Source organism: Pseudarthrobacter quantipunctorum, assembly GCF_045291495.1.
GTDB lineage: Bacteria > Actinomycetota > Actinomycetes > Actinomycetales > Micrococcaceae > Arthrobacter > Arthrobacter quantipunctorum.
In genome coordinates, this window is sequence record NZ_CP148033.1 from 1,233,054 (window position 1) to 1,247,933 (window position 14,880).

A 14,880-nucleotide genomic window follows, 5' to 3' on the forward strand; every position below is an offset into this window, starting at 1 on the left:
TGGAGTAATGACCCCCTCAGCTGTTTCCCTTTCGATGCCCACCATCCCGCGTAGGCGCCGCTCACCTGAGGAAGTTGCTGCCGCAGCCCCCGTCTCCGGGACCAAGAAGGTGCTGCTCGCTGCTCCCCGCGGATACTGTGCCGGCGTTGACCGTGCCGTCATCGCCGTCGAGAAGGCCCTGGAGCACTACGGCCCCCCGGTGTACGTGCGGAAGCAGATCGTCCACAACGTGCACGTGGTCAGCTCCCTGGAGGAGCAGGGTGCCATCTTCGTCGACGAGACTGACGAAGTGCCCGAGGGTGCCCTGGTCATCTTCTCGGCCCACGGCGTATCGCCGGCAGTTGTCCAGTCCGCCGAGGACCGCGGCCTGCGAACCATTGATGCCACCTGCCCCCTGGTGACCAAGGTCCACAAGGAGGCCGTCCGGTTTGCCAAGGACGATTTCGACATCCTGCTGATCGGCCACGACGGCCATGAGGAAGTCGAGGGCACGGCGGGCGAAGCGCCGGAACACATCCAGATCATCAACGGCCCGCACGAGGTGGACAAGGTAACCGTCCGGGACCCCGAAAAGGTGATCTGGCTTTCCCAGACCACCCTCAGCGTGGACGAAACCATGGAGACCGTCCGGCTGCTCAAGCAGCGGTTCCCCACCCTGCAGGATCCGCCAAGCGATGACATCTGCTACGCCACCACCAACCGCCAGGTGGCCATCAAGAAGATCTCGCCGCAGGCAGACCTGGTGATCGTGGTGGGCTCAGCGAACTCCTCCAACTCTGTCCGGCTCGTGGAGGTGGCCCTGGAATACGGGGCGAAGGCGTCCTACCGCGTGGATTTCGCCAACGAGGTGGACGAGGCCTGGTTCGAAGGCGTGGCCACTGTTGGCGTGACGTCCGGGGCATCCGTTCCGGAAGTCCTGGTCCAGGACGTCCTGCGCCTGCTGGCCGACTACGGCTACGGCACCGTGGAGGAAGTCGTTACCGCTGAGGAAGACCTGCTCTTCTCGCTGCCCAAGGAACTCCGGGCGACACTCAAGCAGGCCGGCGACGTCAGCCGTGCCCTGGGCGGGCGCCGCTCCCGGGACTGACCGGCACCCAGCCGAACCGGCGCAGGTTCGTGGTGTGCGCGGTTCGTAGTGTGCGCAGTCAGTGTCTGCGCACCTGATTGCAGTTCACAGTGACTATTGTTGAAGTGGGCCCGGCAACTGCCGGGCCCACTTTTGTCCCCTTGGCGAGGGTCTCAGGCTGCTTCGTGGTCGCTTTGCAATTCGGGCGCCGCCAGGGCCCGCGGGGTAACCTCGACCACCGGAGGGGCAGCAAGTCCGGATTCCTCAAGCGAGTTCAGCTTCCGGGCGGTGGGAAGGACGCGGGCTTCGAGGGTCCCCACCAGGGCGTTGTAGCGGTCCACTGACGATTTCAGGGACGAGCCGAGTTTGGTGACGTTCTCGCCCAGGGTCCCCATCCGGTCGTACAGCTGGCGTGCCAGTTCGAACAACTCCCGGGCGCTGTCCGTCAGGACGTCCTGCCGCCAGGTGAAGGCCACGGACTTGAGCACGGCCAGCAGCGTGCTGGGTGATGCCAGGACCACGTTCTTGGACAGTGCATGATCAAGGAGCCCGGCGTCCGCCATGAGCGCGGCGGCCAGGATGGACTCGGCAGGGATGAAGCAGATCACCAGCTCGGGGGAGTTGCCCGGAATGTCCCAGTACTTCTTGCTGCTCAGGGAATCAACGTGTGCCCGCAATGCCTTGGCATGGGCGCCCAGCAGCGCCTGCTGGTTCCGGCGGTCGCTCCCGGACAGCGGTCCGGTTTGCCGGGCGCTGGAACCCTCGGCGGAGCGGAGGTCCTGCGCCGCGCCAAGTTCCTGGGCTTCCAGGTAGGAGGAGAGCGGTACTTTTGCGTCCACCACCAGCTGTTTTTCACCCGGCAGCTGCACCACCAGGTCCGGCCTTACGCCCGAATCGTGCCCGGCACTGTGGACCTGCTCCACGAAATCGACGTGCCGCAGCATGCCGGAGGCTTCCACCACCCGCCGGAGCTGGACTTCACCCCACTGGCCCCGGGCGCTGTTCGACCGGAGGGCGGACTCCAGTGCATGGGTTGAGCGGATCAGCTGTTCGTCGGAGAGCCGCGCTTCCTGCAGCTGCTGGGCGAGCTGGCCGTACTGTTCCACCCGGTCCCGTTCCAGCAGCGCCACCTGTTGCTGGACGGCCGTCAGTTTCTCCGCCACCGGGGCAAGTGCGCGCAGCACGCTGCCGTCCTGCGTCCTGGCCTCACCCAGCTCGCGGTTCTGTGCCGCCAAAAGCCTTCGCTCGGCGTCGGCCGCGGCAAACTGCGCACTGACCTCGGAAAGCCGTGACGACACGGCGTCGAAGTCCTCTTCCAGGCCGCGGCCGTTTTTCCGCAGCACGAAGAACACGGCGGCAGCACCCACAAAGGCACCCAGCAGCAGCATGAACAAAGCAAGAATCAACGCGAAACCATCCATGCCCTCACTGTCGCACGGGGCTGTGACATTTTGCCGAAGCGACATTTTCCCCGGCCCGCTCCGGACCCCGGGCCGCCCGCTGCGGGTAGAATAAATCCTCGTGGCTCTTACTATTGGCATCGTCGGACTGCCCAACGTCGGCAAATCAACTCTCTTCAACGCACTCACCCGCAACCAGGTCCTGGCCGCGAACTACCCGTTCGCCACCATCGAACCCAATGTCGGCGTCGTGAACCTGCCCGACCCCCGGCTTCAGAAGCTGGCTGAAATCTTCGGATCGCAGCGCCTCCTGCCCGCGCCGGTGTCGTTCGTGGACATCGCCGGCATCGTCAAGGGTGCCTCGGAAGGAGAAGGCCTGGGCAACAAGTTCCTGGCCAACATCCGCGAAGCCGAAGCCATTGCGCAGGTGGTGCGGGTGTTCGATGACCCCGATGTCATCCACGTCGACGGCAAGGTGGATCCGCGCTCGGACATGGAAACCATCAACACCGAGCTCATCCTGGCAGATCTGCAGACCATCGAGAACGCCATTCCGCGGATCGAAAAGGAAGTCAAGATCAAGAAGCGGGAAGCTGCTGAGCTTGCCGCCATCAAGGCGGCCCAGGTGGTCCTGGAGCGCGGCGACACCATCTTCTCTTCCATCAAGAGCGACAAGCTGGAAATGGAACACCTCAAGGAGCTCGGCCTCCTGACGGCCAAGCCCTTCATCTATGTTTTCAACGCCGATGAAGGCATCCTGGGCAATCCCGAAAAGCAGGAGGAACTGCGGGCCATGGTTGCCCCGGCTGACGCCGTTTTCCTTGACGCCAAGCTCGAAGCCGACCTCGTGGAACTGGACGAGGAAGAAGCCCGCGAGATGCTGGAAATGAATGGCCAGGACGAATCCGGGCTGGACCAGCTGGCGCGCGTCGGCTTCCACACCCTGGGGCTGCAGACCTACCTGACCGCCGGCCCCAAGGAAACCCGCGCCTGGACCATCCGCCAGGGCGATACTGCACCGCAGGCAGCGGGTGTAATCCACTCTGACTTCCAGCGCGGCTTCATCAAGGCCGAGGTGGTGTCCTTCAATGACCTCATCGAAGCCGGCTCTATGGCCGAGGCCAAATCCCGCGGCAAGGTCCGCATTGAGGGCAAGGAATACGTGATGGCCGACGGCGACGTGGTGGAGTTCCGCTTCAACGTCTAACCCACAGGATTTCGGGACGGGCCCATTTGCTTCCGCAGATGGGCCCGTCTCTGTTGGCGGGCACCATCCCGGATGAGCGGGTGAAGCCTGCTTCGTTGCCTGCGTAGTACCGCAGCCGTCCTGCCTCAGGGAACCGACCCGCGCTCGGCTCCCTGCAGCATGTGACCTAGGATCTACCCATGACGACTCTTCAGGGTGCGGTTGTTCTGGTAGTCGGCGCCACCGGCGGACTCGGTTCGCGCATCGCCGCCCAGCTGGAAAGGAGCGGCGCCATCGTCGCCCGGTCGTCAAAGTCTGCTGGGCACGACCTGCGCACACCCTCCGTGATCCAGGAGGTGCTGGATGAAACGACTGCGCAGTACGGACGCCTCGACGGGCTGGTAGTTGCGTCCGGGGTCGTCGCCTTCGGCGCGGCATCAGACCTTGAACCCGCTACGGTGGACGAACTCTTCGCTGTGAACACGACCAGTCCGATCCAGCTCATTACCCGGAGCCAGCCCTACCTCGCGGCCTCGGCACGTGAGGGCCGGGAACCCTTCGTTGTCACACTGAGCGGCGTTGTCGCCGAGGCACCCGTCGCCGGCCTGGCGGCATACTCGGCGTCGAAGGCCGGACTCGCGGCCTTCGTTGTCGCAGCGGCGCGCGAGTATCGCCGCGCGGGCATCCGGATCGTGGACGCCCGTCCAGGCCACACTGGCACCGCACTGTCCGATCATCCGATTGCGGGGTCAGCGCCGCAATTCGGCGCGGGGCTGGACCCAGACCTGGTTGCAGCGCGGATTATCACCGCGATCGCCGATGGCGAGAAGGATCTGCCCAGCACCGCCTTCCAGTCCCGGCCAGGTCCTTCAGCCGAGCGCCAAACAAGCTAATGGACCCCGAAGCGGGTTCATTGCTGGCGGCGGACGCGTCCAAGCCGCCTATGGTTGGGAAATGATGCCCGGCCCGCACCTGCGCCTGGTTCTGCCGCATCAGTTGTTCCGCGAGCAACTCGATGCGGCAGAAGGGACCGTGTATGTGCTGATCGAGCATGACCTGCTCTTTCGCCAGTACTCGTTCCACTCCCACAAGCTGGTCCTGCACCGGGCGTCCATGAGCCGGTTTGCCCGCCGCCTCGGCGGGACGGGCAACGAGGTCGTTGTCCTCCGCAGTGACGCCGGCCGCAGCTCCCGCCAGCAGCTCGCGGACCTGGTGCGCCGCCGCCGCCCGGCCCAGGTGACCTGGTTCGACGTGGTGGACGACTGGCTTGAACAGGACCTTTATGCCGGCCTGGCCGACGGCGGCTACCGGATGCGCGGCGAGGACGTGCTGGAGACGCCGAACTTCCTCACCGACCGAGGCCAGATTGACCAGTGGTTTGCCGCCAACGCTGCCCGCATGCACGACTTCTACGTGTGGCAGCGCCGCCGGCTCGGCGTCCTTGTCGACGGCGGGGAGCCGGCAGGCGGGAAATTGTCCTTTGACGCAGACAACCGGAAAAAGCTTCCCCGGAGGTACGCGCCTCCCACGGTGGGCCGGTTCGCCCGCCACCCCGTCCAGCGGCCGGAGGGGACCTTTGACCTTGATGCCATAACCGGACCAGAAGCCGCCGACGGGGACGTGGCGTCGGACGACGTCGAACGGGCCATTGCCTGGGTGGCCGTGGAGTTTCCGGATGCTCCGGGCGATCCCGCCCTGTTTGCCTGGCCCACGGGCGCGGACGAGGCTCGCAAGCACCTGCACGAGTTCGTCCGCGAACGGCTGGACGACTTCGGCCCCTACGAGGACGCGATTTCCACCACCCATCCCTTCATCGCCCATGGCCTGCTCACGCCGGCATTGAACATCGGACTGCTGGACCCGCGGGAGGTCCTGGAGGCCGTGCTCGACGGGGCAGTCCCAAATACTCCTCTGGCCTCCCTGGAGGGTTTCGTCCGGCAGGTGATTGGCTGGCGTGAATACATGCGCGCCACCTACCGGACCCGCGGCCGGCAGATGCGCACCGCCAACCGGTTGAACCACAGCAACGGGCTGGGGGACGGGTGGTGGGATGCAAGTACCGGGCTGGCCCCCGTGGACATGGTGATCTCGCGGGTACTCGCCACGGGGTATGCCCACCACATTGAGCGGCTGATGGTCCTGGGCAACGCCATGTCCCTGCTGCGGGTCCATCCGGACGACGTCTACGAATGGTTCATGGAACTCTTCGTCGACGCGTACGACTGGGTGATGGTCCCCAACGTGTATGCCATGAGCCAGTTCGCCGCGGGGGAGGAGATCACCACGAAACCGTACGTTTCCGGCAGCAACTACCTTCGCAGGATGTCGGACCTGCCGGCAGGGGAATGGGTGCACGACTGGGACGGGCTCTACTGGACCTTCATCGATGACCACCGGGAGGTCTTCGCACGGAATCCGCGCTCCCGGATGGCGGTCTCCCTGCTGGACGCCATGGACCCGGAGAAGCGGCGGGAGCACCGCCGTCGTGCTGAAGCCCTGCTCGGCGCAGGGCAGGAGGCAACACGGCTGCTGCGGGCGGCACCGGCAATCAAGGGGCCGCACCCACTATCCTGAGTACAGGGCGTGATCCTGGCGATTCCAGGAGCCCCTCCCGCAGAAGGAAAAGAAGGAGGCGGCATGCCGTTCAGGCGTCTGGTGCACTACATCACCGCGGCGGTGGCGGCCGCCCTGGTCCTGTCGGGGTGTTCAGGCAACGGCGGCACCGCTCCCGTGGTGGTGGGGGAAGCCAAACGCGGCGGCAGCGTGACCGTGGCGGAGGCCAACACTTTCTCATCCTTCAACCCTTACAGCGCGGACGGCAACACCGATATCAACTCCAAGATCGGTTACATCACCCACTCGGGCTTTTACTACCTTGATGACGCGGCAAAGGTGGTGCGGAACGAAAAATTCGGGCGCTACGAGAAGGTCTCGGACCAGCCCCTTAAGGTCAGGTACACCGTCAACGAGGGCGTTAAATGGTCCGACGGCGAGGCGGTCGACGCCGGCGACCTCCTCCTGAGCTGGGCGGCGGGGTCAGGATATTTCGACGACGCCGACCCCCTGGCGGGGACAGGCACCACATACTTTTCGGTAGCCTCTGACACCAGCGGCCTTGCCGGTACCGTCCTGCCGGAAATCGGGGCAGACGGCCGTTCATTCACCCTGGAATACGCCGTCCCCTACGCTGACTGGGAAGTGGCGTTCGACGTCGGCCTGCCGGCGCACGTGGTGGCAGCGAAGAGCGGGCTGAACGACGAGGAAGACCTGGTCGAGCTGATCCTGGACTCGCCCCGCGGTAACGGGGAAGAGCCCGCAGTCAACGAACCCCTCAAACGGGTCGGCGACTTCTGGAACTCCGGGTTCGACTCCAAAAGCCTGCCCGATGACCCGTCCGTGTTCCTCTCCAGCGGCCCGTACATCGTCCGCGACATCGTCCCAGAAGTCTCCATGACCCTCGTCCGGAACCGCGACTACGTATGGGGACAGGAGCCCTGGCTGGATGAAATAACCATCCGCTTCACCGGCTCCGTGCCCACGGCAGTCGAAGCGCTCCGGAACGGCCAGGCGGACATCATCTCGCCACAGCCCTCCGCCGAAACCGGGGAACTCCTGGCAGGACTCGCGGACCAGGGCAACACCGTCGAGTGGTACAACCAGTCAGGCTACGACCACCTGGACCTCAACTTCTCCGGGCCGTTCGCCGACGAGGACGTCCGCCAGGCGTTCCTCAAAGCGGTACCCCGCCAGGCCATCATTGACGCCGTGGTGGGCGACCGGCAGCCCGACGCGGCGCCGCTGGATTCGCACGTGTTCCTGCCCTCCCAGCCCAAATACAACGACACCGTCAAGAACAACGGCTCGTCCGACTACGCGGAGGTGGACATCGACGGGGCAGAGGCGCTCCTGGATGGTGACACCCCCACCATCCGGATCCTCTACAACCGGGACAACCCCAACCGCGCCACAGCATTTTCCCTGATCAGGGACTCTGCCGCGCAGGCAGGCTTCCAGGTGGTCGATGCGGGGCAGGGGAGCGCTGACTGGGCCCGTGCACTCGGCGGCGAAGGCTACGACGCCGCGCTGCTGGGATGGATTGGCACCTCCGCGGGGGTCAGCCGCGTCCCCCAGATATTCCGTACCGGGGCCGGCAGCAACTTCAACCGCTTTTCCGACGGCGACGCCGACAGGCTGATGGAACAGCTTGCCGGCACCACGGACCTGGGCAAGCAGGATGACCTGCTGGCGGAGATTGACAGACAGATCTGGGAAAAGGCCTATGGCCTCCCGCTCTACCAGACCGTTGGCGCCACAGCCTTCAGCGCCCGGGTGGCGGGCGTCAAGACAAGTGCCGGCCCTCTGGGTGTGTGGTGGAACGTGTGGGACTGGCGCCTGGCGCAGCCGTCAGCATCCTGAAATCTGCGGACAAAAAGCTTCCAGCCTGCCCGATTCGCCGTGGGGGCTACCGGCGAGTAGCATGTGACTTGCACAACTTCCGTTGACCGACTAGGCGTTCAGTTGAAGCCGGTCACGGTTTGGCAACGGAGTACCAGTATCTGGACTTCGTGCGGTTAGGCTACTCGTATATGTAGGTTGCGTCACAGTCGAAAGCTGCGTCTCGCCTGCGGGGAAGCACCAGATTCCCCCTCGTTATCTCCCACAACTCATAGGAGGCGGAATGCGTTTTGCGCGCACTTCCAAAGCACTGGGCATGGTGGCAATCGCCGCCCTCGCCCTGACCGGCTGCGGCGCTGGAGGCGGCAGCAATGAAGGGGCAAGCGACGCCGCAGGCGATCCGGCCAAGATCATCACCGCCTACAGCAACGAGCCACAGAACCCGTTGCTGCCGGCAAACACCAACGAAGTCTACGGCGGCCGCGTTGTAGAGCTTCTCTTCGAAGGCCTGACCAGCTACAGCCCCAGCGGCGAGTCGGTCAACGCGCTGGCAGAGTCCATTGAATCCCCGGATGGCCAGAACTACACCATCAAGGTCAAGAGCGGCACCAAGTTCACCAACGGCGAGGAAGTCACCGCCAAGAGCTTCGTTGACGCGTGGAACTTCGCAGCGCTGAGCACCAATGCCCAGGCGAACAGCAGCTTCTTCGAGTCCATCGAGGGCTACGACGCCGTCAGCGCCACCAAGAAGGAAGGCGAGACGGAGGTTCCCGCTCCCACGGCCGAGACCCTCTCCGGCCTGGTCCTCAAGGACGACTCAACCATTGAGGTCAAGCTGACGCAGCCGGAGGCCGACTGGCCCCTGCGCCTTGGCTACACGGCCTTCATGCCGCTTCCCTCCGAGGCCATCGCTGATCCCAAGGCTTTCGGCGAGAACCCCGTCGGCAACGGCCCGTACAAGATGGCCAAGGAAGGCGCCTGGCAGCACGACAGCCAGATTGAACTCGTCAAGAACGAGGACTATGCCGGCAGCCGCGAAGCCAAGAACGGCGGCGTGACCTTCAAGTTCTACACGGACCCGGCTCCTGCCTACACCGACATCCAGGCCAACAACCTGGACGTCACGGACGTCCTTCCGACCAACGCCCTGAAGACCTACACCACGGACTTCCCGGACAACCACCTGAACAAGCCGTACGCAGGCAACTCCACCCTGAACATCCCGGGCTACCTGCCCGAGTTCCAGGGCGAAGCCGGCAAGCTGCGCCGCCAGGCCATCTCGATGGCCATCAACCGCGACGAGATCACCAAGGTGATCTTCAGCGGTACCCGCATCCCGGCCAAGGACTTCACCTCCCCGGCCGTGGACGGCTACAACGAGAACGTCGAAGGATCCGACGTCCTGAAGTTCGATGCCGCCAAGGCAAAGGAAACCTGGGAAAAGGCGAATGCCATCAGCCCGTGGCCGGCTGACAAGACCCTTCAGCTCGGTTACAACACCGATGGCGGCAACAAGGAATGGATCGACGCCGTCGCCAACAACCTGAAGAACAACCTCGGCATCCAGGTCGAAGGCCAGCCCTTCGCCAAGTTTGCCGAACTTCTGGACCTCCGTAAGTCCCAGACGCTTCCCGGCTTCGCCCGGGCCGGCTGGCAGGCAGACTACCCGTCGCTGTACAACTTCCTCGGCCCGCTGCTGCGGACCGGTGCCAGCGCCAACTACGAGGGCTACTCGAACCCCGCGTTCGACAAGCTCCTTGACGAAGGCCTGGGTTCGAAGTCCACCGACGACGCCAACGCGAAGTTCACCGAGGCCCAGGAAATCCTGTTCCAGGACCTGCCCAACCTCCCGCTGTGGTACTCCGCACGCCAGGTCGTGTGGAGCCAGAACGTCACGAACGTGGACAGCGGCTGGAACGGTGTCATCCAGTACTACAACATCACCGCAAAGTAGTCCTGAGACCGTCCAACTCAAATAGCTAGTGGGGGTCCGGCACCAGCCGGGCCCCCATAGCCTTGATACCGGCAGGAAGCTGTCCTACATGAAATTCCCCCCATCTCCACAAACCCCGGAGGATCTGCTGTGATCCAGTTCATTCTCCGGCGGCTGCTCCAAGTCATCCCCGTTTTCCTGGGCACCACCCTGCTGGTCTACTTCATGGTGTTCGCCCTGCCAGGGGACCCCATCAGGGCGCTCTTCGGCGACCGCCCCCCGAGCGAAGCCGTGATCGCGGCCCTTCGCCAGCAGTACAACCTCGACCAGCCGTTCTGGGTCCAGTACGGCCTGTTCCTCAAGAACCTCTTCACGTTCAACCTGGGTGTTGACTTCACCGGCCAGCCCATCGCCGCCACCCTCGGCCGCGTCTTCCCCGTCACTGTGATGCTGGCGGTCGAAGCGCTGGTCATCCAGGCAGTATTCGGCATCGGCTTCGGGCTCATCGCCGGCCTCCGCAAGGGAAAGATCTTCGACTCGACCGTCCTGCTGGCCTCGCTCGTCGTCATCGCCATCCCCATCTTTGTCCTCGGCTTCGTCCTGCAGCTGGTTTTTGGTGTGTACCTGGGCTGGGCTAAGCCCACCGTGGGCACGGACGTCAGCTGGAGTACGCTGCTGCTTCCGGCCTTCGCGCTTGCGCTGGTCTCCTTCGCCTACGTGCTCCGCCTCACCCGCGCGTCGGTGATTGAAAACTCGACGGCCGATTACGTGCGTACCGCCACTGCCAAGGGGTTGTCCCGGCCGCGGGTGGTCATGGCGCACATCCTCCGCAACTCGATGATTCCGGTCGTCACCTACCTGGGCGCCAGCCTCGGCGGCTTGATGGGCGGCGCCATTGTCACCGAAGGCATCTTCAACGTCCCCGGTGTGGGGCAGAAGCTCTACCAGGCAATTCTCCGCAGCGAAGGACCCACCGTCGTCGCGATCGTGAGTGTGCTGGTGCTGGTCTTCGTTATCGCCAACCTGCTGGTTGATTTGCTGTACGCCTGGCTTGATCCGAGGATTCGCTATGAAAAGTAACCAAGACACCACGCACTTCGTTGCCCCGCTCGAGGAGACCCCTCTGCTGGCAACGGATGCGGTTAAGACTGACCAGGCCCCGCTGAGCCTGTGGGCTGACGCCTGGCGGAAGCTCCGCCGTCGTCCGCTGTTCATCGTCTCGGCAGTGATGATCCTGGTCATCCTTGTTGTGGCGTTCTTCCCCGGCCTGTTCACCCAGACTCCGCCGAACGACAACTGCCAGCTGGCAAATTCGGACGGTGCGCCCTCGGCCGGGCATCCGTTCGGGTTCACCTTCCAGGGCTGCGACGTGTACGCCCGCGTCATCTACGGCACGCAGGCCTCGGTCATGGTTGGCGTGTTCGCCGTCATCGGCGTGCTCATCATCGGAGTGACCCTGGGCGCGCTGGCCGGCTTCTACGGCGGCTGGATCGACGCCGTGATCGCCCGCCTTGGCGATATCTTCTTTGCACTGCCGCTGGTGCTCGGCGCACTGGTGGTTACCCAGCTGCCGTTCTTCCGCGAAAACAAGAGTGTATGGACGGTCATTATGATCATTGTGCTGCTTGCGTGGCCGCAGATGGCAAGGTTGACCCGCGGCGCGGTGATCGAAGTCCGCAATGCCGACTTCATCACGGCCGCCCGGTCGCTGGGTGTGTCCAGGATCCAGAGCCTCATCAAGCATGTGCTGCCCAACGCCCTGGCACCCATCATCGTGCTGGCCACCATGGAGCTGGGTGTGTTCATCGTGCTGGAGGCGACGTTGTCCTTCCTGGGCATCGGTCTTCCCGGCAGCATCATGTCCTGGGGCAACGACATTTCGGCGGCGCAGTCCTCAATCCGAACCAACCCCGCCGTGCTCCTTTACCCGGCTGCCGCCCTGTCCATCACCGTCCTGAGCTTCATCATGCTGGGCGATGCCCTGCGCGATGCTCTTGACCCGAAGAGCCGCCAGCGATGAAGGAGGCACACGTGACTGCATCAGATGTCACCATTACCGAAGCCGGAACCCCCACAGACCGGCCGCTCCTGGAAATCCGGGACCTGGCCATCACGTTCAACACCAGCAACGGCGACGTGAACGCGGTCCGGAATGCGCACCTGACCATCATGCCGGGCGAGACCGTGGCGATCGTGGGCGAGTCCGGGTCGGGCAAATCAACAACCGCCCTCGCAGCCATCGGGCTGCTGCCGGCAAACGGCCGGGTCTCCGGCGGACAGATCCTGCTGGACGGCGAAGACATCTCACACGCGCCGGAAAAGCGGATGATCGAGCTGCGCGGCAACACCATCGGCATGGTGCCCCAGGACCCCATGTCCAACCTCAATCCGGTGTGGAAAATCGGCTACCAGGTCAAGGAAACCCTGCGCGCCAACGGCAGGCCCAGCGGACCGGAGGACATCGCGAAGGTCCTGTCCGAGGCAGGCCTTCCGGACGCCCACCGCCGCGCCAAGCAGTACCCGCACGAGTTTTCCGGCGGCATGCGCCAGCGGGCGCTGATCGCCATCGGCCTGTCCTGCCAGCCCCGGCTGCTGATTGCGGATGAGCCCACGTCGGCGCTGGATGTCACGGTGCAGCGGCAGATCCTGGACCACCTTGAAGGCATGACGTCCGAGCTCGGTACGGCTGTCCTGCTGATCACCCACGACCTCGGCCTTGCTGCCGAACGCGCGGACAAGGTTGTGGTCATGTACCGGGGTCAGGTGGTCGAATCGGGGCCGTCCCTGGAGCTGCTGCAGAATCCGCAGCACCCCTACACCAAGCGGCTCGTGGAGTCGGCGCCGTCCCTGGCGAGCCGACGGATCCAGGTTGCCAAGGAACAGGGCGTGGAAGCGGCTGACCTCCTGGCTCCGGCCGCTGAGGCACTCACCGCCGACAACGTCCTGCAGATCCAGGACCTGCGGAAGGTGTACAAGCTCCGGCAGGGGCTGGGCAAATCATCCGATTTTGCGGCCGTCGACGGCGTTACCTTCGACGTCCTTCGGGGAACCACGACGGCGATCGTGGGGGAGTCAGGCTCCGGCAAGTCCACAGTGGCCAAGATGGTGCTGCAGCTGGAGAAGCCGACCGACGGCAGGATACTTTTCGACGGCGTGGACACCTCGCTGCTGAAGCCCTCGGAACTGTTCAAGTTCCGGCGCCGGGTGCAGCCCATCTTCCAGGACCCTTACGGCTCCCTGGATCCGATGTACAACATCTACCGGACCATTGAGGAGCCCTTGAGGGTCCACAAGATCGGGAACAAGGCCAGCCGCGAGAAGAAGGTCCGCGAGCTGCTGGACCAGGTGGCGCTGCCGCAATCCACCATGCAGCGGTACCCGAACGAGCTCTCGGGCGGGCAGCGGCAGCGCGTTGCCATTGCCCGTGCGCTGGCGTTGGACCCCGAAGTCATCATCTGTGACGAGGCGGTGTCCGCACTAGACGTCCTGGTGCAGGCGCAGGTGCTGAACCTCCTGGCTGACCTGCAGTCCAACCTCGGCCTGACCTACCTCTTTATCACCCACGACCTCGCCGTCGTGAGGCAGATCGCGGACCACGTCTGCGTGATGGAGAAGGGGCGCCTGGTGGAGACGGGTTCCACGGACGACGTCTTCGACGCGCCGCAGCAGGAGTACACGCAGGCGCTGCTCAACGCCATTCCGGGGGCCAAGCTGATGCTTCCGCCGGAGGTTGCATAAGCACCGGGCTGCACAACAGGAACGGCTGGAGCCGGGGCCTTCGGGCGTCGGCTCCAGCCGTTTTCGTGTCAGTCCTGGCCCGGGCCGTCGTCCATGGTGCCCGAGGCGCGCAGCGGCTGCTGGTCCGCCGTCGGCTTCCGGTCCAGGCCCAACTCCCGGAGGCGGCCCTCGAGGAGGGTTCCCAATTTTTGGCGGCCTGCGGGGTTCATGTGCACCGAGTCGGCCAGGTCCTTGACCAGGCTGTACCGGGTCAACCAGTCGCCCACGGATACAAAGGGCAGGGCATGGGACGCAGCCACCGACCCCAGCACGGCATCAACTTCGGTTCGGCGGCCGCCGCCGTGGGCCTCGCCACGGGCAAGTGTTCCAATGATCGCCATCCGCGTGCCCGGGTAGCGCTCCCGGAGCTCGGCGATAAGGCGTTCGGCGTTGGCGGCTATCCGTCTGTCACTCGCTCCGCCGGCTGCGTCGTTGCCGCCGCCCTGGATAACAATGAGCGCCGGCGTGCCGGAGGGGAGCAGCCAGTCGCCGCGCAGCAGGGCGTCGATGTAGTTGCCTGTTGCGCCGTTCGAGGCGACAAAACCGGTCCCGCCCCGGCCGCAGAAGTACACCTTGTACCCTGCCGCAGCCAGGCCCAGCCGTGGCCAGCCGTCCACCGGTTCCGACTGTGAATCACCGATCAGCAGGACGGTCCTGCTGATCTCGGGGATCTCGGCCTCGAGCCGGCCGTTGACCGGGTTCAGGACGCGGGAACCGGCAGCTACTCCGACAGGATTCCCTGGTGCCCCTTGGGATCCCGCCGCTACTGCCGCCGCCGCAACTGGACGGGCAGGATTTTCGGAGGACGGGGCGGGCAGGCCGCAGGCGGAGAGGACAACGGCAGACACGGCAACAACAGCAGCGACGCCGGACGCGGCACAACGGGTCCAGGCCTTGGCGGCCGGGGATTTTCGCATCTGGTGTCTTTCGGGCTTGCGCGGTCTGTCAGAGCAATCATGTGGCATGCCGTCCCCTATGGCCAGTGATATTGGCCACAATTTTCCGTGGCGGTGCAGGACCCGGGCCATGAGGTGCCCGCACGCCGCCCTGAAAATTTAGGCCAATAAATGGCACTGGCGCTAGAATGGAGGAAGGTGCCCTGTGCTAAGGGCCTGATCCGTCG

Annotated in this window: 11 protein-coding genes; 9 read left to right on the top strand and 2 right to left on the bottom strand. The window is 64.7% G+C overall.

The features are described from left to right. Positions 1-7: 7 nt before the first annotated feature. On the top strand, positions 8-1,087 hold the full coding sequence (locus tag WHH00_RS05695; RefSeq protein ID WP_188809698.1) for a 4-hydroxy-3-methylbut-2-enyl diphosphate reductase: 1,080 nt from the start codon (positions 8-10) through the stop codon (positions 1,085-1,087). Positions 1,088-1,239: 152 nt separating this feature from the next. Here WHH00_RS05695 and WHH00_RS05700 read toward each other — a convergent pair whose 3' ends face one another. Next, a complete protein-coding gene (locus tag WHH00_RS05700; RefSeq protein WP_406637241.1) occupies positions 1,240-2,487 on the bottom strand; it encodes a DNA recombination protein RmuC in 1,248 nt (415 codons plus the stop codon). A gap of 100 nt (positions 2,488-2,587) precedes the next feature. On the opposite strand from WHH00_RS05700, the gene ychF reads away from it, so the two are divergent. The 8 genes from ychF (at position 2,588) to WHH00_RS05740 (ending at position 13,718) form a co-directional block, all read left to right on the top strand. After that, positions 2,588-3,673: a redox-regulated ATPase YchF gene (gene ychF / locus WHH00_RS05705; RefSeq protein WP_406637243.1), complete on the top strand. Its 1,086-nt coding sequence runs from the start codon at positions 2,588-2,590 to the stop codon at positions 3,671-3,673. 179 nt (positions 3,674-3,852) lie between these two features. Next, the gene (locus WHH00_RS05710) at positions 3,853-4,545 is read left to right on the top strand and encodes an SDR family NAD(P)-dependent oxidoreductase (protein ID WP_406637245.1); all 693 of its coding nucleotides are present in this window, start codon (positions 3,853-3,855) and stop codon (positions 4,543-4,545) included. Between the two features lie 61 nt (positions 4,546-4,606). After that, positions 4,607-6,226 carry a cryptochrome/photolyase family protein gene (locus WHH00_RS05715; protein WP_406637247.1) on the top strand — a complete coding sequence of 540 codons (1,620 nt, stop codon included), beginning with the start codon at positions 4,607-4,609 and terminating at the stop codon, positions 6,224-6,226. Positions 6,227-6,289: 63 nt separating this feature from the next. Next, positions 6,290-8,068, top strand: coding sequence for an ABC transporter family substrate-binding protein (locus WHH00_RS05720; protein WP_406637248.1), 1,779 nt, complete (start codon positions 6,290-6,292; stop codon positions 8,066-8,068). Between the two features lie 262 nt (positions 8,069-8,330). Further along, the gene (locus tag WHH00_RS05725; protein WP_406637250.1) at positions 8,331-10,001 is read left to right on the top strand and encodes an ABC transporter substrate-binding protein; all 1,671 of its coding nucleotides are present in this window, start codon (positions 8,331-8,333) and stop codon (positions 9,999-10,001) included. A gap of 129 nt (positions 10,002-10,130) precedes the next feature. Continuing rightward, positions 10,131-11,060: an ABC transporter permease gene (locus WHH00_RS05730; RefSeq protein ID WP_066277571.1), complete on the top strand. Its 930-nt coding sequence runs from the start codon at positions 10,131-10,133 to the stop codon at positions 11,058-11,060. After that, positions 11,050-12,000 (top strand): ABC transporter permease, encoded by a 951-nt coding sequence (locus tag WHH00_RS05735; protein WP_231456368.1) that lies wholly within the window; start codon positions 11,050-11,052, stop codon positions 11,998-12,000. The genes WHH00_RS05730 and WHH00_RS05735 overlap by 11 nt, the downstream gene beginning before the upstream one ends. A gap of 11 nt (positions 12,001-12,011) precedes the next feature. Continuing rightward, entirely contained in the window at positions 12,012-13,718 is a 1,707-nt protein-coding gene (locus WHH00_RS05740) for a dipeptide ABC transporter ATP-binding protein (RefSeq protein ID WP_406637253.1), read from the top strand. Between the two features lie 68 nt (positions 13,719-13,786). Here the strand turns inward: WHH00_RS05740 and WHH00_RS05745 are convergent, their stop codons facing one another. After that, entirely contained in the window at positions 13,787-14,674 is an 888-nt protein-coding gene (locus WHH00_RS05745) for an SGNH/GDSL hydrolase family protein (protein WP_406637255.1), read from the bottom strand. Between the last annotated feature and the right edge of the window lie 206 nt (positions 14,675-14,880).

Bases quoted from the DNA above. Each gene is read 5' to 3' on its own strand.
- WHH00_RS05735 (WP_231456368.1), top strand. From the start codon at position 11,050: ATGAAAAGTAACCAAGACACCACGCACTTCGTTGCCCCGCTCGAGGAG.
- WHH00_RS05695 (WP_188809698.1), top strand. From the start codon at position 8: ATGACCCCCTCAGCTGTTTCCCTTTCGATGCCCACCATCCCGCGTAGG.
- WHH00_RS05700 (WP_406637241.1), bottom strand. From the start codon at position 2,487: ATGGATGGTTTCGCGTTGATTCTTGCTTTGTTCATGCTGCTGCTGGGT.
- WHH00_RS05745 (WP_406637255.1), bottom strand. From the start codon at position 14,674: ATGCGAAAATCCCCGGCCGCCAAGGCCTGGACCCGTTGTGCCGCGTCC.
- WHH00_RS05715 (WP_406637247.1), top strand. From the start codon at position 4,607: ATGATGCCCGGCCCGCACCTGCGCCTGGTTCTGCCGCATCAGTTGTTC.
- WHH00_RS05710 (WP_406637245.1), top strand. From the start codon at position 3,853: ATGACGACTCTTCAGGGTGCGGTTGTTCTGGTAGTCGGCGCCACCGGC.
- WHH00_RS05725 (WP_406637250.1), top strand. From the start codon at position 8,331: ATGCGTTTTGCGCGCACTTCCAAAGCACTGGGCATGGTGGCAATCGCC.
- WHH00_RS05720 (WP_406637248.1), top strand. From the start codon at position 6,290: ATGCCGTTCAGGCGTCTGGTGCACTACATCACCGCGGCGGTGGCGGCC.